At 34.0% G+C, this 23,404-nt stretch carries 10 protein-coding genes and 1 tRNA gene; 8 read left to right on the top strand and 3 right to left on the bottom strand.

What is annotated here, in order from left to right; genetic code table 11:
- Positions 1 to 8 precede the first annotated feature (8 nt).
- The 3 genes from NNH57_RS19550 to NNH57_RS19540 all read right to left on the bottom strand — a co-directional run bounded on the left by NNH57_RS19550 (position 9) and on the right by NNH57_RS19540 (position 12,940).
- Complete coding sequence (locus NNH57_RS19550; RefSeq protein WP_108807999.1) at positions 9 to 10,559, bottom strand: SDR family NAD(P)-dependent oxidoreductase; 10,551 nt, start codon at positions 10,557 to 10,559, stop codon at positions 9 to 11.
- Between the two features lie 262 nt (positions 10,560 to 10,821).
- Complete coding sequence (locus tag NNH57_RS19545; protein WP_074405477.1) at positions 10,822 to 11,409, bottom strand: UpxY family transcription antiterminator; 588 nt, start codon at positions 11,407 to 11,409, stop codon at positions 10,822 to 10,824.
- A gap of 1,449 nt (positions 11,410 to 12,858) precedes the next feature.
- Positions 12,859 to 12,940, bottom strand: a tRNA-Leu gene (locus tag NNH57_RS19540).
- Positions 12,941 to 13,086: 146 nt separating this feature from the next.
- Here NNH57_RS19540 and NNH57_RS19535 point away from each other — a divergent pair.
- The 8 genes from NNH57_RS19535 (at position 13,087) to NNH57_RS19500 (ending at position 23,380) form a co-directional block, all read left to right on the top strand.
- Positions 13,087 to 14,028, top strand: a complete 942-nt coding sequence (locus NNH57_RS19535) for a ribose-phosphate pyrophosphokinase (RefSeq protein WP_074405478.1) — start codon at positions 13,087 to 13,089, stop codon at positions 14,026 to 14,028.
- A gap of 25 nt (positions 14,029 to 14,053) precedes the next feature.
- Positions 14,054 to 14,689 (top strand): 50S ribosomal protein L25/general stress protein Ctc, encoded by a 636-nt coding sequence (locus NNH57_RS19530; RefSeq protein WP_074405479.1) that lies wholly within the window; start codon positions 14,054 to 14,056, stop codon positions 14,687 to 14,689.
- Between the two features lie 202 nt (positions 14,690 to 14,891).
- A complete protein-coding gene (gene pth / locus NNH57_RS19525) occupies positions 14,892 to 15,518 on the top strand; it encodes an aminoacyl-tRNA hydrolase (RefSeq protein WP_165944072.1) in 627 nt (208 codons plus the stop codon).
- 165 nt (positions 15,519 to 15,683) lie between these two features.
- Complete coding sequence (locus NNH57_RS19520; protein ID WP_074405481.1) at positions 15,684 to 16,616, top strand: bifunctional riboflavin kinase/FAD synthetase; 933 nt, start codon at positions 15,684 to 15,686, stop codon at positions 16,614 to 16,616.
- On the top strand, positions 16,613 to 17,938 hold the full coding sequence (locus NNH57_RS19515; protein WP_108808000.1) for an HTTM domain-containing protein: 1,326 nt from the start codon (positions 16,613 to 16,615) through the stop codon (positions 17,936 to 17,938). Before NNH57_RS19520 ends, NNH57_RS19515 begins: the two co-directional genes overlap by 4 nt.
- 213 nt (positions 17,939 to 18,151) lie before the next feature.
- Positions 18,152 to 20,050 carry a histidine kinase gene (locus NNH57_RS19510; protein WP_074405483.1) on the top strand — a complete coding sequence of 633 codons (1,899 nt, stop codon included), beginning with the start codon at positions 18,152 to 18,154 and terminating at the stop codon, positions 20,048 to 20,050.
- A gap of 212 nt (positions 20,051 to 20,262) precedes the next feature.
- On the top strand, positions 20,263 to 21,534 hold the full coding sequence (serS, locus tag NNH57_RS19505; RefSeq protein WP_074405484.1) for a serine--tRNA ligase: 1,272 nt from the start codon (positions 20,263 to 20,265) through the stop codon (positions 21,532 to 21,534).
- 58 nt (positions 21,535 to 21,592) lie between these two features.
- Positions 21,593 to 23,380, top strand: coding sequence for a tetratricopeptide repeat protein (locus NNH57_RS19500; protein WP_074405485.1), 1,788 nt, complete (start codon positions 21,593 to 21,595; stop codon positions 23,378 to 23,380).
- Positions 23,381 to 23,404: the final 24 nt, after the last annotated feature.

Here is a 23,404-nt window from a genome sequence, read left to right as displayed (position 1 = left end):
TCTTTCCTTTAGTATACATCCTTTAATAATTTATCAAAACTTACAGTGTGATCTTCTGTATCAGTATATTCTGTTTGGTTTAAATCATAATTCTGTATGGCATTTATTAATATTTCAAAATCCTTATGTGAATTTTTACTAGACTGCTTATGTAAGGAGTTATCGAATGACAAAGACTTTATTTTAATACATATCTCTCCTGATACATCCGTGAGGTCAATATCTATATTCACTATATCATCTTCTGGTTTACTTCCTTTTGAGTATCGCACCCAGGCATATAATTCTTTTTGGCAAGGAGAAAATAACTTCATAGATCCTATTTCAACAGGTAATATGGGTTGCTTTAATTTCGGATCCAGATCGGTTAATAAACCGATTGCCAATTGCAACGAACTCTCTAGCATACTCGGATGAAGAGTATAGTTTTCATAATCGTCTACTATAGTTTCTGGTAACCTTAATAGAGCAAGGATCTGATCTTCTCCTTTATAAAAGTTTTTTATTCCTTTAAAAGAAGGACCATAACTCATATCCATTTGCTTTAAAATGTGATAAAGTTTTTCTGCATCCAATGGTTCTGTTGCAAAATGAGTTTTAAGTTGTACTATGTCAATCTTTGTTGAAGTTTGATTTGCTCCCATGGCAACTTCTCCCTGGCAATGAATTATTTCTTTTTCTCCTTCTGTACTATAAATTTCATAGTCAACTCCTTTATAATCATTTTCAAAAAGAGATATATTGACTTCTTTACTTTCTTTAAGTACAAGCAGGTCTACCCAAGAAGTATTTCGTAATTCCAGAGATGTAGATTCATTAAGATCTGGCATTGCATTTTTTACTGCTACATATGCCATTTCTAAACAAGCAGTAAAAGGCATTACATCTTGCTGTTGTATCTTATAATCTTTTGCAAAAAATTCTTTACCACTAAAAATAGAAGTATAACATTGCTGACTTAGTGTAGAGGAGTTATAATGTAACAACGGATGAAGTTTTTCAAATTCTCCTTCAGATTTCAATTTTTCACTATCGGCCAAATTAAACCAGTATCTTTCACGAGCAAAAGGATATGTTGGCAAACTAATACGTCTTGGCTTTACTTGTTCATAAAATTGTACCCAGTCTATCTCAATACCCATTACCCAAGCTTTGGCTAGCTTAGAATAATTCTTATCATTAATATACTTATTTATCTGGTTCTCTGAGAAGTCATTATTTTCTGTGGAGTCTATTACAGCTGCACTATTTTGTTTAATTCTATCATAGAAAATATCTTCTAGATTTTCTTTTTGACTTAGGTAGTCTGAAAGTTTTTCTTTCAGTTCTTCAATCGAAAGTACTACCAGTGCCAATCGTTCATCCATCTCATCTCTTCCTACCTGAAGTGTAAAAGCAAGATCAGTAAGATTAATATTATGTTTTTTTACGTGGTTATATAATAATTGAGCATATGTTTTAAGTCGATCTTCAGTTTTTGCTGAAAGTACAATGATATGTGGTTCATCAGATTGAACTTGTGAATGGTCTTCTTCCTGAATATATTCTTCTAAAACGATATGTGAATTTGCGCCTCCAAAACCAAACGAGCTTACTCCCGCTCTTCTTGGTAGAGTGTTATTCTGATCATCCTTTATAACCTCCCAATTTTGTGTTTTATCTACAATGTAGAGTGGGCTATCTTTAAGATTGATATATGGATTAAGTTCTTCAAAGTGAAGCGTTGCTGGTATTTTTTTATGTTTAAGAGATAGTAGTACTTTCAGTACTCCTGCTATTCCGGCTGCCGTCTCCAGGTGGCCGATATTAGTTTTTACCGAAGACAAACCACAGTGGGGAGTTTTTGCAGGAACTTTATCATGTTTTTTATATAATTCTGAAAATGTTTTATTCAACGCCTGAATTTCAATAGGGTCTCCCAAACTGGTACCTGTACCGTGGCATTCGATATATCCAACTGTCGAGGGGTCAATATGAGCCTTTTCATAAGCTTCGACAAGCAAATCAGTTTGGGCTACAGGATTAGGTGCTGTAAGCATGGTAACCTTCCCTCCGTGATTTTCGGTAGTTGCTTTAATAACGGCATAAATATGATCTCTATCGGCTTCTGCCTTATCCAGAGGCTTAAGAAATATAGCTCCTGAGCCTTCTCCTCTTACATATCCATTTGCACTCTTGTCAAAGGTTTTGCACTTACCATCGCCGCTTAACATACCTGCCATTCCAAATGATATATAAGCTGCGGGTGTAAGCATTAACTGTACTCCCCCAACTATAGCCATATCAGAACTCCCAGTATGTATTGATTCTATTGCTCTATGAACTGCAATCAAAGAACTGGAACACGCTGTATCCAGCGGAGCACTTGGTCCTCGAAGATTTAACAGGAAGGAAACCCGGTTAACCAATACAGAATGCGAGTTTCCTGAGGCAGTATATCCGTCAAGCGGAATTTGATTATCTACTAGTGAATCGGCATAATCTCTTGTTGCTACTCCAACAAATAGTCCAGTTTTGGTACCCGATAGATCAGAAACTTTATGTCCCGAATCCTCAATAGCTTTCCATACTGTTTCTAAAAATATTCGCTGTTGCGGATCCATCATTTCGGCTTCTCTAAGAGAAATACCGAAAAATGAAGGATCGAATTTATCTACGTCACTCATAAAACCTCCCCATTTAGAATTGGTTTTATTTTTCTCTCTAAAGGGGTCTCCATCGTAATCCTCCCAATTCCATCGATCTTCAGGAATCACAGTGATTAAGTTTTTTTCATTCTCTAGGTTTTCCCAGAATTCTTCCAGGTTTTCCGACCCTGGCATAACTCCACTCATACCCACTATAGCAATCGGTTGATCTATAAAACGGCTTTCTGTAGATAGTTCTACTCCTGAAGATTGAGATTGTGGATCCAATGCACTTGCATTCCACCCTTTATTGATACTATATATGCCTTTTTCCGTATCTGGTTGTTGCTCTTTTCCTTTTGTCGATTGACTAACTTCTTTCCTGGTATCAGAGGAAGAAGCACCTCCTGAAACTTTATGAGTTTTCTGTACTTCATTCTTATGTTCTCTGGAGAGGAATGTTGCTATTTCTTTAATTGATGGATATTCAAAAAAGAGTACCGGAGTGATATCCAATTCATAAAGTTCGTTGATCCTGTTTGCATAAGTTGTCAAACCTATAGAATCAAACCCTAAATCCAATAATATCTTATCATACGAAATATCTTCCGGATCCAGTTTCAACATCTCCATAACAATTTCGGATAATGCATTACGAACCATTGTAAATAATTCTTTATCTGCTTGTTGATCTACCTGTACTTCGGAGTCTGTTGAAGTTTCGGTGTCTGTTGTTCCAGCTTCTGGAGCTTCCTTCTCCTTAATACCCCAGGCTCGTTCTATTTTTTCCTGTACTCCTTCTAATACAACAAATTGTGCTTTTTTGGTATGAAGGCCTTTTTCAAATGCTTCCAGGCCAGTTTCGATACTTAAAGGTTTTATCCCCAGATTCTTTTTAAAGAAAATTTCAGTTTGTTCATCCAACTTCATTCCACCATCTGCCCATAAAGACCAATTAAGGCTTAATGACACTCCTGATCTTTCTCCTTTTTCCTGTAAGAATTTACGTTTCTCTGCAAAGGAATCCATAAAGTGATTTGCGAACGAATAATCACACTGCCCTGCATTTCCTCCGACAGCTGCAAGAGATGAAAACGTTACAAAAAAGTCCAGATCTTCATCTTTGGTTACGCTATCCAAATAAAACGTTCCGTACACTTTGGGAGCAAAAACCGCTTCCATTTCTTCACGTGTTTTATTCCTTATGTATGAATCTCTTATAACACCAGCGCTATGAATAATTCCGTTAATTTCTCCGAACTTCGATTTGGTCTCCTTAATCAGGTTCTCTACATCTTTAGATATCGAAACATCTGCTGGTATATACATTACTTCTGCACCAGCTTCACTTAATTTATCTAGTTTGGTTTTACGTTCACCTGAGAGTTTCGATCTTCCGGTAAGTACTAACCGTGCTTTACATTGAGCTGCTAAATATTCTGCAAATATAAGTCCCAATCCTCCTGCACCACCAGTAATAATATATACTCCGTTTTCTTTTAGCCCAAAACTATCAATCGTGTCAGAATCTTTATCCTGAAGTAAAGAAAACTCTTTTACTTTTCTGATATAACGTTCTTCTTCCCGATAACGAATAGTCATTTCGTTAGAATTATCAGAATGTAATTCGGTTAAAGCTATATCCAGAATTTTATCATAAGAATTCTTTGATTGCTGGATTTCTAGAATCCTGCAATACAATTTTGGATGCTCCATCTGAAGGGTTTTAGCAAAGCCATTTATCGCTTCATGATGTGGTTGGGTAGCATCTATTTGCCCCAAATACAGATATAATAATTGAACATTGTCTAGTTTTTGCTCTATCAAAGATTGGCAGAGAATAAGGAATGAATAAATTCCATTATCAAAAGATTTCTCGATAAAACCTTCGTTATATTCGTCATCGTCTTTTAACTCATCACCTATCGGCCAGGCAAAGCATATTTTTTTGATGATATTTGTATTCAAAGCTTCAAAAAGCTTCTTAAAATCTGCTGGATTTTTCGGATTGACCTTATATCTATGGTTTCCAAATTTCTTATACCTATCTCCAGGTTCGATCAGTATAATATCTGCATCCTTTTTATAACGATCCTTATAAACTTTTTGGAGTTTTTCATCTGGGCTAAAAAGTAAAATAGACCCTGATTCATTAGCTAATACTTTTTCTTGTTCTAAAGGAGATTTCTCCCATTCATGAGAGTAATATAATTTTGAATATTCCTCTTCTTCTTTAATTTGATCTGGTTTTTCGTGAACACTAACCAGTGGAACTCCTATAGATTCTCTGATTTTTACAAGTATCATTCCGTCCTCATCCACAATAAAAACATTCACTTTGGAAACCTTTGATCCTGGATCATCTACTTTTTTGACATAACTAAAACATTTTGGTTTCAGCGGTTGTAAAACTTCGACTTCACCGATTGAATAGGGTACGAACATTTCACCTGTTTGCGCTCCTAGTTGTGCTGCCATACCTGCCTGAAAAGAACCATCTACAAGCGAAGGATGGAGCAAGTAATCATTAAAATCATTGTTTCGGATTTCCGGAATAAGAAGCTCACCCAATATTTCATCATCGTTTTTGAAAATATCCTGAAGCACTTGAAAACTAGGTCCTAAATCTAGTCCTAATGATTTAAAAAGTGGATACGCTTCCTTTCCATGGGTAACTTTTGCACATCTTGTACGAATCTCTTCTAAATCAATATATTCGGGTTCTGCAGTTAATTCCTGATGAGTTGCATATATAAGTTTTCCTTGCGAATATATTTGTTTTGTATTATTCTCTTCTTCACTAAATACTTCAAAATGTACTAACCCTCCGTTAGGTTTTAATTCTATACACACCTCTCTGGGGGCCGAATCAACTACAGTGAGTGGACTTAACCAGAGAATATTTTTAATTATTTGAACCTTTCTTCCGGTTGCCAACTCTCCTGCTTTACGTGCAAAATCCAGATAAGCAACACCGGGTAGAGTAGGAATTTCAGATACCAAGTGATCGTATATAAAGAAATCCTTATCGTGAAAGGTTTTTTTGAAAACCTGTCTTTCGAATGTTGATTCATTAGAATCGATTAATGGATGAAGAGCAGTAGTTGAATGCAAGCTAAGGTTGGATGATTTTGAAATATCAGAAATCCAGTGTCTTTTATCTGCAAAAGGATACGTTGGTAAAGAAATCTTCGCTCCTGCTTCTAGGTTTTGTACTCCTTGCCAATCTGCAAGAAATCCAACACTCCAGAGTTGTGCTAGCTTACTTAGATCTCCACTCTGTGACAGGAATTTAATAAATTCTTCTTTTTCTTTACGGTTTAATAAACGTGTAATATTTTGGCTACTTTTTACCTCTCCGACAAGCATCGCATTATCTTGCTTACCATCAATAAATAAAGTAAGTTTTTGAACCAGTTCTTTCTTCGTTTTTGCAATTATAACCAGGCGATGATCAAAAGATTTTCTTCCTATTTGTAAAGTATGCGCAATATCTTTACAAGCAAGTAGTTTTTCTGCAGACAAATCATCCTGAAGGAATGCACACAAACGAGTTGCTGTTTTCTGAAGTTGATCTTCATTTCTAGCCGAAAGCGGAAAGATATATTCCTTATACTTTGAAGATGGTGTTTTTTCTTCTTCAATCGGAGTTACATATTCTTCAATGATAACATGTGCATTCGCTCCACCAGCTCCAAAAGAACTAATACCAGCTCGAAGCGGGTACTGAACACCTTCAATTGTCTTAGGTTTCCATTCTTTAATCTTTTGCTCGACATAAAATGGAGAATTTTCAAAATCGATAAAAGGGTTTAACTCAGAAGAATGCAAAGAAGGTACTAGTTTTCTATATTTCATTTGCAAGAGTACCTTGTGTAATCCTACAATACCAGCTGCGGCTTCAAGGTGTCCGATATTGGTTTTTACCGAACCTATAGAGCATTCTTGTTTATCTACATTATATTCCTGAAAAGCTGTAGTTAAACCAGAAATCTCGATAGGATCACCAAGTTCGGTTCCTGTTCCGTGTGCTTCGATATAACCAATGCTTCGTGCGTCGATCTTAGCATTTTCTAATGCGGTAGTAACTACTTTTGCCTGTGATTTAGGGCTAGGTACCATAAATCCACTTGTTTTTCCTCCGTGATTAACGGCAATACCTTTAATCACTCCATACACATGATCTCCGTCTTTTACTGCTTTATCAAGAGGTTTAATATAAACTGCACCTACGCCCTCGCCAGCTACATAGCCATTAGCACCTTTACCAAAGGTACGACATACGCCATCTGCCGAAAGTGCTCCCCCACTTTTATTAATGTCTATTTTACTTTGATGCACGTCAAGATTAACTCCTCCTACAATGGCACCAGAGCATTCTCCTTTATAGATTGCTTCACAAGCTAGATATAATGCACTTAAACTTGAGGAACAAGCTGTGTCTATAGGTAAACTCGGGCCAGAAAGGTTAAAAGCGTACGATACCCGATTAGCAATACCCCATAAATGTGAACTGGGGCTAACAAAATTCCCTTGCAGCTTTTCTTCTGTACCGATTACCTGATAAAGTGTCCACACAGCTCCTACATAAACCCCTATATTTCGGGAAGCATTGTCATCTACTAATGTTTCTGGGTAATAACCAGCGTCTTCGATTGCTTCCCAGGCCACTTCAAGAAAAAGTCTTTCTTGAGGATCCAGATATTCAGCTTCTCTGGGAGAGATATTAAAAAAAAGTGAATCAAATTTATCAATATCATCGATAAAACCTCCTCGATATTTTTCTGAAAACTTATTATGAAGGCGTTGCCCAAAACGAACATCAGGTATATCCTCGACACAATCTTTTCCTTGAGTTAGGTTATTCCAGAATTCGTTCATGTTTTTGGCCTTAGGATAACGGCCGGCTATCCCAACGATAGCTATATCACCGGTTTGGTATGGCTTATCACTATGTATATTCTGATTCGCCCCTGTTTCTTTTGCCTTAATATCTGAATCAATCTGGGTAGATTTTCTTTTACTTTCTGCAACAGAAGTATTAGTATCGTTATTTATTGAAGAGGTTTCAGAATTGAGTGTTTTTGAAACTACTTCTCCAGAAGTATTATGATACTTTTTGAGTTTGAAATTGGTATGTATATTACCAAATATTTCTGATTGATTATCCTTTGGTAAGATCTCAGAAATATTAATTTTTTTCTTAAAGGCTTTAATCAACCTATTACCGATTTCCTCTATTTTTTCCTGTTTTAAGCCTACAGGTATTGCTAAGCGTACCAGATTATTAATTTCTGTATCTTTTTGCATTCCTACATTATGAGCTCCCGCACGAATCCCTGTATTTAAATATAACCAGGATACAAATGATGCCACTGGGTACTCAAATAATTTAAATTCAGGAATTTGTTTAACATCAATCAATATACAGTGCCCCAATGCGGGTTGTACAACAGGAATTTCTTGTTGTTTTAAAATCCTCCAGATTGTGCGTACAGATTGTAATCTATTACGAACCTTAGTCTCAATCTTATTTCTGTTATGAAATGATAACGCAATAACTTTTTTATCGATTACATCTAGCCCAATGCTTTCTTCCTGAATAAAGTTTTGAATTTTATTGTAAAGTTCAACATCATTGGTACCTATCAATCCTCCTTTATCTACGCAAAAATTCTTAGCCAGACTTGCAATTATTGCATCTGCATAAGAGATCATTTCCCGTACTACATCCCAGACATTCTTCCCAGTAAATTCGTTTTCATGTTCTAAGATAAATAACGCATTTTCTACAATTCTTGTAGTATCAAAAACAAGAGGAATAGCGTATTCTGAAAGGAAGGCTTTGACTTGTTTGAGATGTTGTAAGGATACTGGAGCTCCACCGGCAGCATTATCATTCATTTCGATAAAAACAAAAGCTATCGACTCTGTGTCTTCTTTTACTTGTTTTTTAAGAGCTTCCCAATTTAGGTTTCCTTTATATTGATCTTCAGAATCTAGCTTGTATACCTCTGGATGTGGTAACTCTATTGGTTTGAATCCATTTTCAATCTGATTAAAAATCATGGTAGGAAAAAGCAGGTTCTGAAGTACTTTCCCTTTTTTAGGCCATGATTTACAAAAAGCACGTTCTGCAGTACGGCCCGCAGTGGTTAACGTAAAATAAGAAAAAGGAAATATACTTCTTAAACTCTCGACCAGATCAACTGGTTGTTGCAACTGTGTGTATAAAAAGCCTAACTGATTTTGAATAGCTGGTAACTCTAATTGGGCCCACGAATCGGTTTTTAGATCAAATGTAACCTGATCATCTGGAATATTTAAAGGGTTATAACCATAATCTGATAGCATAACAGATCTCTCTTCTCCTTCAATCACCACTGTATGTTTCTCCTCTTGTTGGTTTTCTTTTACCTGATTAAACTCTCCATTTGCATTTGATGTATCCTGTTTTCCTGTTTTTGGTTCTATCGTAGCGGTTTGCTTATATAATTTGGTGAATGTATGATTTTCTTCGTCTGAAGTTTGCATTTTCATCGGATCTGCAATCATCATAATAATATCGGTTACATTATCAGGATTGCTTCCTACGGGTCTGGAGAGAAATACAGTATTATGTTCTGGTCTGAATTTATTTTTGAATTGCAAATTTCCTTCATCATTAAAAATATTCTGCCCACGTAGATAATCCAGTGTTTTATCTAATTCTGGATCTGCATTTGATGAAGAGTTTAGTTTACAACCATATGTACCTCCTAAACTTAAAGTAGAATGCTCTTCGGTTTTTAAAATTTTGATAATCTCTACAATTGCAAATTCTAATCCTCCCAGAGGCATCCCCTTTGGGTAGAATTCTAAATCCATTAAATATCCATTCTCTTCTGATGACAATTTTGAGATAAGAATTACATTCTGCAGGGCATCGTCGAGATAGGTTAGAAAAAGCCTGTGTTCTGCACTTAAGTTACCAGATAGAATTTCTTCTTTAACTATATGAATGAGTGGGTTAACCATTGTTCTTGGCGCACACCATTCGTCTATAATCCTGGTAATATTTTTGTCTACCTTTTTGTCAGAACCATTTTGATATTCCTCAGTTCTACATTTTCCTGCTCTTTCAAACTTTGATACCTGATATCGTAAACGACGCATCTTGCTTCCTTGAAGCGTGAAATCTTTTATATTTACCCTTGACAAAACGCCAAAAGGTGTGGTTGTAAATAAAACTCCTCCTATCGATTCTACTTGATCGACCGTGAAAAGATTGAGTTCGAAATTATTGTTAATACAGTATTGATATATTTCTTCTGTAATAACAGATAGGTAATCTTTGGCTCCTGTATAACTATAGACTAGTATGATATCCTTATAACGACTATAATTAAAATATCCTTTTTTTTCTGCCCCAATAAAAAGATTAGGAGCTATATTTCTTGTGCCTCTTGATGCAGAGCCTTCATTCTTATATTGGTTAAATAGTTTTTCTACCAGCTTTAGTAATTCTGGATGTTTATTAGTTTCTTTTTCTAATATAAGAATAGAAGTTTTTCTCGTAGATATATCAGACTGATTATCAATTGTTTTTGCAGTTTTTTCGATAGAATTTAATGATTCTTCATTAGAGTGTACAGCTCGATCACTATCTTTCTTTTCTTTCTTAAATTTCTCTCTTAGTACTTCTTCATATTTATCAACGAAATAATAGCTTAAATCACCAATATTGAAATTTTCGAAAAGTAAGGTCTTTGGTAAAGTTCCGAACTCTTCTTCTAATTTCTTGATAATCTGTAGAATACGAAACGAATCGATTCCTAACTCCTGAAATGGAGTAGATATACAATTATCTCCGATTGATATTTGAGTAAATTCGGATATAAGAGATTTTAGATAACACTCTGTTGATTCTAATAGTATTTCTTTATCTATCATTTTCTTGTATAGTAACTATGAAAAGGTATCTGAATAGTTAATATTTTTCTGAGTTTTTGTAGTGTAGTAACTACATAAAATCGATAAATATCTCTGATACTTCTTATAAAAATTTATTAAGATCTGCTCGTTCCCTTTCCTAAGCACAAAATTGCTTTTTCGTGTTTTATAAACTTAATTTTAAAGACGTGGGATATGGATAGTGATAATAATCCAGATTAACACCAAAAGGATATTTTGAAAATACAGGAAGAGGGTTTGGTTACCTTTCTTTAACCGGATTGGAACTATTTATTTTTTGTAAAATATTGGTACAAACATTAATAAACACGGTATGGTTTATTTCTTTGAGACGAATCCCAAATCTTGTTTTACCTTTTTGTTCTACCAAAATGCCTTCGTGACCAGTTAATGGTCCATGAATAATTTTTACTTGTTCTCCTTCATAAAAAGTAGTTTCAACAGAAACATCTTCTTCAAGTAATAGCATTTTTTTGATAGTATTTATATCATTTGGTGAAATGACTGAAGGATTTTGTCCACATTTAATATATGTAGCTATTTTGGGAAGTCTTGAGATATCATAAATCTCACTCATTTTAGTGTTTACAAAAATATAACCTGGAAAAAGTGGAGATTCTATAAGTTTCTTCTGTCTATTTTTCCATACTTTCAATGTTCTTGTTAATGGAAGAAACGCATCATATTCTCTTGCCAAAAGATCACTGTATACTATTTTTTCGGCGCGTGGAGAGGTATAAAAAATATACCAGTTTTTTTCATTTCTTTTTCTTCTTCTTTCCAATACCACTCTAGGGTATATGGTCTGATTAGGTTTAGCTGTATTCATTATTTAAGTCGGTTTATTAAGAGTTGAAATGATCTTTAATTTTATTTAAGATCTACTAAAAAAGCTATAGCCTTGTTTAGGTGTGTGGTTGTGGGTATATTTTACAATTGGGCATACTTCAAGCTGGTCAATTAGCATTTTCCAATCAACTGATTCTTATTCGTTTAAAAAATCTGGTGTGGTTTAGGTGTAGTCATTATTTAAGTTGGTTTGTTTTAAGAGTTGATAATAATCTTTAATCTCATTAAGAAATAACCTTAATTAGACGTGTGGTTGTGGATATAAATTTTACAATTGGACATACTATAAGCTGGTCAATTAGCATTTTCCAATCAACTGATTTTATTTGTTTTAAAAAATCTGGTGTGGTTTAGGTGTAGTCATTATTTAAGTTGGTTTGTTTTAAGAGTTGATAATAATCTTTAATCTCATTAAGAAATAACCTTAATTAGACGTGTGGTTGTGAACATTTATTTTTACGATTGGGCATACTTTAAGCTGGTCAATTAGCATTTTCCAATCAACTGATTTTTATTTGTTTTAAAAAATCTGGTGTGGTTTAGGTGTAGTCATTATTTAAGTTGGTTTGTTTTAAGAGTTGATAATAATCTTTAATCTCATTAAGAAATAACCTTAATTAGACGTGTGGTTGTGAACATTTATTTTTACGATTGGGCATACTTTAAGCTGGTCAATTAGTATTTTCCAATCAACTGATTTTTATTTGTTTTAAAAAGTAATTAGTGGGGTATTGGTATTATTAAAATTCGATAAGATTCGAAAATCACACCGGGGGTTGGTCAATTAGCAAAACTTGCTTGACCTGTGCTCTCCTTTTAAGCATTTCTTATTTCTAATAAAAGAACAAGAAATGATAATGAAATTTCACCTTGTTTCTTTAACAAAGATTATTTCACCAGTAAAATTATAATGACTTTCCCACATATCTTCTTAATTTTATGTTAATTTTATTGTGGATGCTAGTATAAATAACAATTTGAACACATTACATTTTTCTAGTAGATTTAAACAATCACAACACATTATGACTCAAATAATTACATCTTGTGTATTTTTAATGGATACTCAACAAAAAGCGGAAAAAAGACTTATTTAACAAGAATTTATATTCCTAATGCTATTTTGTTGACAAGCGCAATACTCAATTTGGATAACCAAAATGACGTTTTTTGCAAATACAAGATCGTCTCATTATTATATATAATCACAGGTTTCTATAGGTATTTTATCGACAATGAATATAGTTGTCAAATTCTTTGAGCGTTTGAAAGTTATTTAAAAGTATCAATAGTATAAACTACTTCATATATTGTATGATATGCTCGAAAAAACATTTTTAGCAGTACCCTATTTTATTTTAAAAGTTGCCTTAGGTTATTCATAAAAACAACAAAACCCTAATAAACTTTTGTTTATTAGGGTTTCTAGTACTCGAGGTGGGAATCGAACCCACACTCCCGAAAGAACTGGATTTTGAATCCAGCGCGTCTACCAGTTCCGCCACTCGAGCATATTCGGATGGCAAAATTAGCAAAATATTTTTTTCCAGCCATTAAATAAGTAACAAAATAAAGGTTAGAGTGAAAATAAATTTTTAAATTTGCACCTTGTTTTTAGAAAAAAGTTTTAACTCATTACAATACAACATTTTACCCTATGCCAACCGCAGTTACAGAAGCAAAATTTTTTACATGTAGTCAAAGTACCGAACTTGCAGAAAAAATAGTAACTGCCTATGGTGCTAAATTAGGTAATGTTATTACATCTACCTATAGTGATGGTGAGTTTCAACCTTCTTTTGAAGAATCTGTAAGAGGGTCCAGAGTTTTTATTATTGGATCAACACATCCAAATTCTGATCATCTTATGGAAATGTTATTAATGCTTGATGCTGCCAAAAGAGCCTCTGCAAGACATATTACAGCAGTAATGCCATATTATGGATGGGCTCGCCAGGACAGAAAAGACAAACCAAGAGTTCCTATCGCTGCAAAGTTAATTGCAAAAATGCTGGAAACAGCAGGAGCTACAAGAATCATCACAATGGATCTACATGCAGATCAAATTCAGGGATTCTTTGAAAAGCCAGTAGATCACCTTTTTGCATCTACTATCTTCTTACCTTACTTACAGTCATTAAAGCTGGATGATCTTACGATTGCTTCACCAGATATGGGAGGATCAAAAAGAGCTTATGCTTATTCTAAAGCATTAATGAGTGATGTAGTAATATGCTATAAGCAAAGAGCTAAAGCCAATGTAATTTCACATATGGAACTCATAGGAGATGTTACCGGAAAAAATGTAGTATTAGTAGATGACATGGTAGATACTGCCGGAACATTAACCAAAGCGGCAGATCTAATGATAGAGAGAGGTGCAAAAAGTGTTAGAGCAATCTGTACTCACCCTATCCTTTCGGGTAATGCTTATGAGCGATTAGAAAACTCGAAACTAGAAGAATTAATTGTAACCGATTCTATTCCTCTAAAACAAAAAAGTAGTAAAATCAGAGTTGTAAGCTGTGCAAATCTATTTGCAGATGTGATGAACCGAGTTCATAACAATCAGTCGATCAGTTCTAACTTTATAATGTAAATAATAATTAATAAATTTTTTTAAAATGAAATCATTAACAATCAATGCATCTCAAAGAGAAAGCGTAGGCAAGAAAGCAACAAAAGCCTTACGTAATGCTGGACAGGTACCTTGTGTTATTTATGGTGGAGACACTATTGTACACTTTGCAGCGCCAGAAATTGCTTTCAAAAACTTAGTGTATACTCCAGACGTTCATACCGTGGTAATAGCGTTGGATAATGGTACAAAAATAAATGCTATCCTACAGGATATCCAATTTCATCCTGTAACCGATAAAATTTTACACATCGATTTTATTGAAATTTTTGACGATAGACCAATTACGATGCAGATTCCTTTCAGAACAACAGGAAATTCTCGTGGTGTTCGTAATGGAGGTGTGCTACGTTTTAACTTAAGACGTATTAAAGTAAAAGGTCTTTCATCTAATCTTCCAGATGTTATAGAAGGAGACATCACTAATCTAAAAATCGGAAATAAATTAACTGTTACCGATATAGCAAATGATAACTTTACTATCCTACATCCCGACAATACTGTTGTTTGTATGGTTAGAACATCTCGTACAGCAGTTGAAGACGAAGAAGAAGAAGAAGAAACTGAAGGTGCAGCTGAAGGTGCAACCGAAGGCGCAGAAGCTCCTGCAGCAGAAGCATAATCTTTATAGTATTATATAATATAAAAGCATTCTGAATTGAATTCAGAATGCTTTTTTTATTTTTATGGAAATTTTTGGGGCATACCCCCACTTCGGCGTGGAGGCCGGGCTATATGCTGTATCTTTTTTTGCAATCCTTCGACTAGTCTCTGGAGAATAAAAAAAGGATGCCGCTCCTATCCCTTACGCAAACAAAAACAACATGTTTTCGATAATTAAAAAATTATTTTCTAAACAACCCCATGAAACTCAAGAAGATCTCATGAAAAAATTTCTTGTTGCGGGTCTCGGTAATATTGGTCCAAAATACCACAATACTCGTCATAATATCGGTTTTAAAATTCTGGATGCTTTGGTCAAAGAAGAAAATCTCGTTTTTGAAACCAAAAAACTAGGTGACCTTACTACATACAAACACAAAGGGAGAACCATTATACTTCTTAAACCTAATACCTATATGAACCTTAGCGGAAAAGCAGTTCGATATTGGCTAGAGAAAGAAAAAATACCTTTAGAAAATCTTTTGGTTGTAACCGATGACATCAATCTCTCTTTTGGTACTATCCGACTCAAATCCAAAGGTAGTGCCGGTGGTCATAATGGACTTAAAGATATCGAAGCACAATTACAAACTTCTAAATATTGTAGATTTAGATTTGGAGTTGGCAATGAATTTGGAAAAGGCAGGCAAGTAGATTATGTGCTGGGAGAGTGGAGCCCTGAAGAAGAATCTTCTATACCAGAACGATTAGAAAAAGGAATCGCTTTGATCAAATCTTTTGCCACTGCGGGAACATCAAATACAATGAATACCTTTAACGGAAAATAAAGAAATGTCTCAGAACTATTTTTTATTTTTACAATTGCTTAAAATCTTACTTCTCGAAATGAGCTATAACAATCATATCAATGCTTATCTACCTAGCAATAGACAGGTTATATTATTCATTAACGAATTCTATCTGATGGTTGAAATCAAATCAAAAATGAACAGATGAAACGTTATATAAATGCAAAAACATACGATAGCCAGATTCAATCTGTAGTTACTATAGGTACTTTTGATGGTGTACATATTGGCCACAAAAAAATAATAGAACGCCTGATAGAAAGTGCCAGAAAAAATAATTTGGAGTCGGTTATTCTTACATTTTTTCCTCACCCCAGAATGGTGTTACAACAAGATTCTGATATCAAGCTTATCAATACTATTGATGAGCGTATACAGATTTTAGAAAAGACCGGACTAGACAATCTGGTTATTCATCCATTTACCAAAGAATTCTCTCGTCTAAGCGCAGGAGAATATGTACAACAGATGCTTATCGACTGCCTTAAAGCAAAACATGTTATTATAGGATATGATCATCGATTTGGACGCAATCGTAATTCTAATATTACAGATCTTGCTTCTTATGGTGTACAAAATGATTTTACTGTAGAAGAAATTTCTAAGCAAGATCTTGATGATGTTGCCGTAAGTTCTACCAAAATCAGAAAAGCATTATTCGATGGGAATATTACCAAAGCAAATGCATATCTGGGATATTGCTTTATGCTAACTGGTAAGGTAGTAAAAGGAAAAAGATTAGGGCGTAAACTTAACTATCCGACCGCTAATTTACATATCGAAGAAGATTACAAATTAATCCCAAAAAACGGAGTTTATATTGTAAAATCATTTATTGATAGCAAAACCTATTTTGGGATGATGAATATCGGTACAAACCCTACGGTAAATGGCACCAAACAAACGATAGAAACGCATTTCTTTGACACTTCTTTTAATTTATATGACAAAAAGATTCAGATCGAAATGATAAAACGTATTCGGGATGAGAAAAAATTTGATTCTCTAGAGCAATTACAAGATGCTATGCAGGAAGATGAAGATTTCTCTCGTGATTTTATAAATTCTTTAGTATGATCAATCGTTGGCTATTCACTCAAGTAGATAATAGTTCTCTTATTATATTTCGAGTTTTTTTTGGATTCCTGATTGCTTCAGAGGCTATTGGCGCTATTTTTACGGGCTGGGTTACCCGTACCTTAGTCGAACCCAGATTTACCTTTAATTTTATTGGTTTAGATTTTTTACAACCCTTACCTGGTAATGGCATGTATTATTATTTTGCCATAATGGGGATTTTTGGCCTTTTAGTAATGATTGGTTTTAGATATCGATGGAGTATGATTGGGTATACCATATTATGGGCAGGGGTCTATTTTATGCAAAAAGCATCCTATAACAATCACTACTATCTCCTATTACTTCTTTGTATAATAATGTGCACTTTACCCGCAGGAAATTATTTCTCGGTAGATGTAAAACAGAACCCATTACTTAAAAAAATTGCCATGCCCAGATGGTGTATATTAGTAATTATTGCTCAACTATGGATTGTATATACCTATGCATCTGTTGCTAAACTATATCCAGATTGGTTAGACTTTACTGTTGCCAAAAATCTGATGGCTGGCAAAGCAAATTATCCTATTGTAGGAAATATTCTTCAAAAACATTGGACACATGTTTTTATTGCCTATTATGGTATTTTATTCGATTTATTAATTATCCCTTTACTATTATGGAAGAGAACTCGACTTGCTGCTTTTTGTTTTAGTGTCTTTTTTCATCTTTTTAATTCTATTGTTTTTCAAATAGGGATATTTCCGTATTTATCATTGGCATTTACCGTCTTTTTCTTTTCTAAAGAAAGGGTACATCATTTGTTTATGAGAAAGAAGGAATTTTATAATGTCGGAGAAGTAATTATCCCTTCATACCGTAAATTTTTGCTTCCTGTATTAACAGTCTGGTTTGTTATACAAATCCTGCTCCCTATTCGTCACTGGATTATCCCGGGAGATGTATTATGGACAGAAGAAGGTCATAGAATGAGTTGGCGTATGATGTTAAGAGGTCGCTATGGCACTACTAATTTCTATGTTGTAGACAAAAATGACCCTAAGGCACTACAGAAACTAATTAGTAAAAATGATTATCTCTCCAAAAAACAATTGCGATTAGTATCATCAAAACCAGATGCTATGTGGCAGTTTGCACAAAGACTCAAGGCAGAATATGCCACAAAAGAAAAAGATATTGCGATCTATGTACGTAGTAAAGTATCTATTAATGGTAAAAAATACCAAACACTTATCGATCCAAAAGTTGATTTAGCCAGTGCTTCGTGGAATTATTTTACTACAAATCCGTGGATTCTCAAATATGAAAAAAAAGAATAAAATAGTCTTATCATTTACAGCAGAAAAAAGAACTAAAATGCTCTTTTTTTAAATAAAACAAGCTAAAATTAAGTTATTTTTTGACCCCAATAGCACTTCATTGCAAAACCTTATGTAGTTTTGCATAGTTTAAAATCAAGGAAATACGGTTTTAACCCGAAATTATACACTCTAATTTGTGTAGCTCATTTCGGACTCACAAAAATCATTACAATGCATTCATATCTAATAAAGGGAATTTGTAGCATCCTTCTGTTGTTTTTCTTTTCTGCGAATAGTCAAAAAAACAAGAAAGATACTGGTTATACTTTTTTTGGTATTATACCTAATACCGTAGATACACAGTTATATAGTCAGCTTAAAAACAGCCCTGATATTACCACGCGTCTACAGCTTATCGAAAAAATAGCTCAAATACACCTACAGGCGGGCAATACCGATTCTATAACGTATTATGGTGATCTTTTAAAAACAACAGTGCTAAAAGAAAATATCACCAACAAACCATTATATCTTTCTATAGCAAACCATATTATCGGACACGGAAAACTTAAAAACGGGCTCTATGATGGTGCGATGAAACACTTTATTGAAGGTATTACTAATTCTCCTATTCCCGAAATGCAAACTATGCATTACAAACATCAACTTGGATTGGGTATTGTATATCTAAAGCAAAAAAAATATGAACTAGCACTCCCCATTTTCGAATCTTGCATTGCAGAATCCAGGAATAAAGAAACCATAATACTGGCTGGAAAGTTTTTAGGAGATATTTATTATTATAAAAACAATAGTGAAAAGGCAAAGTCATATTATTTTTCTGTACTAGAAGATCTTCCAGATACTCCAAATAAAACATCAATAGAAGTTCGATTAAAACTTGGGAGAATCGAGCTTTTTAGTGATCGAACCATCAAAGCAATGGAGTACTTTATGCCTGCAAAAGAGCAAGCTCAAGAAAACCATTTCTATGACTTATATATAGAAGCAGTATATCAAATAGGTCGAGTATATTATAAATTAGAAGATTATGATTCGGCAGAGATGATATTAAACTCTGCATATGTAAATGCTGTACAATGGAATAGGCTAGAGTTACAAAAAAGAGTAATCGAGATGTTAAAAAGTCTTTATGCTACTCGTGGAAATTATAAAAATGCATATGCATTAATGACTCAATATGTAGATGTTTCTAATCGAATTACAACAAAACAAAATAAAAAAATTGTAAAAGAACTAGAGGTTAAATATCAAACGCTACAAAAGGAAAAAGAGATCTTATCGCTTAAAGAAGAGCGACTATTAAAAGAAAGTGAGCTTGAAAGACAACGAACTATCAAAAAAGCATTTTTAATCGGTTTTCTCGCTGTACTCCTGCCAGTAGTTGGCCTACTGTTTATGTATTTCCAGAAACTAAAGACTCAAATAGCACTCAACAAATCGCAAGAAGAGGTAAATACTCAAAAAGTATATGGGTTGATGAAGGATCAGGAATTAAATCTGATCAAAGCTACAATGGAAGGGCAAGATAAAGAAAGGCAACGTCTGGCACGAGAGTTACATGATAGTGTTGGTGGCAATCTGGCGAGTATAAAATTGCAACTTTCTAACTCGGATAAAACCGATGATCAAGAAGCTAGTATTATTAAACAAGTTGATGAGACCTATAATCAAGTAAGAGATTTTTCTCACAACCTCATTCCCAAAAAGTTTCAAAAAAATCCGATTACTTCCTTAATAAAGGAATATATAAACAATGTGATCAATGGTAGCGGGCAACAAATATCATTTCACCCATATCCCAAAAATCAGATTAACCAAATTAGTCCGACTCTTACAGAAGAATTATTTAAGATCATACAAGAACTATTAACTAATTGTCTTAAACATGCTAAAGCCAAAAATATCGATATCTATCTCAATCACCATGATGATTCGATACAACTGCTTTTTGAAGATGATGGTGTAGGTTTTGAGAGTGGAAAAGCAGTTGATGGAATTGGGTTTAAAAACATAAAAACTCGTTTGAGTACTTTATCCGGAGATATGTTCATAGACTCTGTAATTCAAAGAGGTACGGTCATTAATATAGAAGTCCCAATTGCATAAATTTTTATATTCTTAAATAGGTTTGAATAAATTTCTTAAAATTCACTATAGAACTACAATCTAAAACCTCACTTTTCTTTAAATTTGCTCCTTCATTGCGATAGGGATAGTAGTGGCATCCTTTTTCTTGATCATTAATACCCTTAGATAAGCTTAGGGTGGCCAAGAAAAAGATATAACGAATAGCCCGGAAATCGCCCAAAAAAGATATCATGTTAGTAGTACAAAACATCATAGCAAACAAAGAAGCGTATATAAAAGCTTTGACAAAAAGGAATTTTGACGCGGCTGTTGTTTTAGAAGAAATTATTGGCTTGGATGAAAGTCGACGTGCCACACAGACCAAATTAGACAATACTCTAGCAGATTCTAATAAATTCTCTAAAGAAATAGGGCTACTGTTTAAAAACGGTGAACAGCAAAAAGCAAACTTGCTAAAAGAGAAAACTGCACAACTTAAAGAAAGTTCTAAGCAACTATCAACAGAGCTCACCGATATCCAGGAGAAATTAATACAATTATTATATACAATCCCAAATGTTCCTCATGATACTGTTCCTAATGGTCAAAGTGATGAAGATAATGAAGAGGTTTTTCGTGAAGGTGATATTCCTGTCTTAGAAGAAGGTGCATTACCACATTGGGAGCTTGCCAAAAAATATGACATTATTGATTTTGAATTGGGTGTAAAAATAACGGGGGCTGGTTTTCCTGTGTATAAAGGAAAAGGTGCTCGATTACAACGTGCTTTGATTAGTTATTTTTTGGATAAAAATACTGATGCTGGATATAAAGAGTTTCAGGTACCTCATCTTGTTAATGAAGCATCGGGATATGGTACGGGACAATTACCGGATAAAGAAGGACAAATGTATCATGTAACCGGTGATGATTTATATCTTATTCCTACTGCAGAGGTTCCTGTAACCAATATGTTTAGAGATGAGCTATTACAGGAAAGTGATCTTCCTATTTGCTGTACAGGATATACCCCGTGTTTTAGACGTGAGGCAGGTTCTTATGGTGCACATGTACGTGGATTAAATCGATTGCATCAATTTGACAAAGTAGAAATTGTACGTATCGAGACCCCTGAAAATTCATACAAGGCACTTGATGGAATGGTAGATCATATAAAAGGGATTCTTAACGATTTACAATTACCGTATCGTATACTACGTCTTTGCGGTGGAGATATTGGATTTACTTCTGCACTAACATATGATTTTGAAGTTTTCTCGACAGCACAGGATCGTTGGTTAGAGATTAGTTCTGTATCTAATTTTGAATCTTATCAAGCTAATCGCTTAAAATTAAGATATAAAGATGCAAATGGAAAAAATCAATTGGTACATACACTTAACGGAAGTTCATTGGCATTACCGAGGGTACTTGCAGGTATATTAGAAAATTACCAAACTCCAAATGGTATCAAAATCCCCGAAGTACTGGTTCCTTACTGCGGATTTGAATATATAGATTAAAGGATCCATAACATATTACTAAAGCGCATTTTGTTATCTTTACAAAAAAACTTGCAAAATGCGCTTTATCTTTTTCTATATTGCCCTGTTCTTTACTTTTTCGACAATTGCGCAGTCGGAACAGTTGGCAAAAAACTATATCCAACAGGGACAATACGAAAAAGCACTTTCTATCTATCAAAAATTATATACCAAAAACCCAAACCGAATTAATTATTTATTAGGGTTAGTAGAATCTCACCAACAATTAGAACATTTTGATAAAGCTGAGGGTATTCTAAAAAAGAGAATTGAGAAAGTTCCAAATAATGCCCAAATTCTAGTCGAATTAGGACATCATTATGATCTACAAGGTAAAACAGAGCTAGCTCGCACATACTACAATAAGGCCATAGAAACTTATGATAACAATAATGCGAATCATGCCTATTCTCTTGCTCAAACTTTTGAAAAATATAGCCTGTTAGATGAAGCAGCTTTAATTTATGAAAAAGGGATGAAAAATAATCCCAGGGCAAACTTTAATGTACAATTAGCCAAAATTTATGGAGAACAGGGAAAACTCGAAAAAATGTTCGATAGTTACTTGGCACTATTGCGATTACAACCTAATTATATAAATATTGTACAACGAAATTTTAGTGACTACATAACAGATACCCCAACAAGTGAGGCAAATGTTATATTTAGAAAATTATTGATTAAAAAACTTCAGCAGAATCCTGATATCTTATACAACGAAATGCTAAGCTGGCTTTTTGTACAACAAAAGGAATTTAAAAAAGCATTTATACAGGAAAAAGCAATATACAAACGTAAACAGGAAAGCCCAGAAGGAATTATAGATCTGGCCAGAATTGCTATTTCGGAAAAAGACATTAAATCTGCGGTAGAAATTCTAAATTATATTCTAGAAACGCCTGCTTCAAAAGATATGAAGCTTACTGCTCATAAAATTATCCTGAAAGCAAAAGTAGATAATGCTTCCAAAAAAGAACATAAAACTATTATAACACAGTATAATACTGTATTTGAGGAATATGGAAAAGGCAGAGAAACTATAGGGTTACAAATTGATTATTCACATTTTCTAGCATTTAATCAGGATAAAAAGCAGGAAGCTATTCTGTTTTTAAAAGATATACTGGATAGAGAACCCTTATCAAGGTTTCAGTCTTCCAGAATAAAAATGAAAATTGCAGACATCCTGGTATTGGATCAAAAATTTAATCAGGCGTTAATTTACTATACCCAGGTGCAAAATGCTTTAAAAAATAATTTCCTAGCACAAGATGCCAGGTTTAAAGTCGCAAAAACCAGCTATTACAAAGGGGATTTTGCATGGGCACAAACACAGCTCGATGTACTAAAATCTTCTACCTCTCAATTGATTGCAAATGATGCCATGGAGTTAAGTCTAATTATCAGTGATAATTCTCTTGAAGACTCTACTCAAACTGCTTTAAAGATTTTTGCAAAAGCCGATCTATTAGCTTTTCAGAATAAAAATCAGGATGCAATTACGATGTATGAAATTATTTTAACTCAACATAAAGGTGAAAAAATTGAGGATGAAGCTTTTTTACGCCAGGCAAAGCTATTTGAAAAAGAAAAGCAATTCGAAAAAGCTAAAATCAACTATCTAAAAATTATCGAATTTTATAACGATGATATTCTTGTTGATGATGCTTATTATTGGCTAGCCGAACTCTATGTAAATGAGTTGGGAGAGCCTGAAAAAGCTAAAGAATTATACGAAAAGATAATTTTTAATCATGCTGATAGTATTTATTTTGTAGAAGCACGAAAAAAATACAGAACCCTAAGAGGAGATGCTATAAATTAAATCACCTGTAGCTCTTTACTTCTT

This window comes from Aquimarina spinulae, from assembly GCF_943373825.1.
GTDB lineage: Bacteria > Bacteroidota > Bacteroidia > Flavobacteriales > Flavobacteriaceae > Aquimarina > Aquimarina spinulae.
Note: the sequence above shows the minus strand (reverse complement) of the source record. Positions and strands in the feature narration are given on the sequence as shown.

What these genes read in the sequence shown, in the direction of transcription:
- NNH57_RS19550 (WP_108807999.1), bottom strand. Translation starts at nt 10,559, where the DNA reads ATGATAGATAAAGAAATACTATTAGAATCAACAGAGTGTTATCTAAAA.
- NNH57_RS19545 (WP_074405477.1), bottom strand. Translation starts at nt 11,409, where the DNA reads ATGAATACAGCTAAACCTAATCAGACCATATACCCTAGAGTGGTATTG.
- NNH57_RS19535 (WP_074405478.1), top strand. Translation starts at nt 13,087, where the DNA reads ATGCCAACCGCAGTTACAGAAGCAAAATTTTTTACATGTAGTCAAAGT.
- NNH57_RS19530 (WP_074405479.1), top strand. Translation starts at nt 14,054, where the DNA reads ATGAAATCATTAACAATCAATGCATCTCAAAGAGAAAGCGTAGGCAAG.
- pth (WP_165944072.1), top strand. Translation starts at nt 14,892, where the DNA reads ATGTTTTCGATAATTAAAAAATTATTTTCTAAACAACCCCATGAAACT.
- NNH57_RS19520 (WP_074405481.1), top strand. Translation starts at nt 15,684, where the DNA reads ATGAAACGTTATATAAATGCAAAAACATACGATAGCCAGATTCAATCT.
- NNH57_RS19515 (WP_108808000.1), top strand. Translation starts at nt 16,613, where the DNA reads ATGATCAATCGTTGGCTATTCACTCAAGTAGATAATAGTTCTCTTATT.
- NNH57_RS19510 (WP_074405483.1), top strand. Translation starts at nt 18,152, where the DNA reads ATGCATTCATATCTAATAAAGGGAATTTGTAGCATCCTTCTGTTGTTT.
- serS (WP_074405484.1), top strand. Translation starts at nt 20,263, where the DNA reads ATGTTAGTAGTACAAAACATCATAGCAAACAAAGAAGCGTATATAAAA.
- NNH57_RS19500 (WP_074405485.1), top strand. Translation starts at nt 21,593, where the DNA reads ATGCGCTTTATCTTTTTCTATATTGCCCTGTTCTTTACTTTTTCGACA.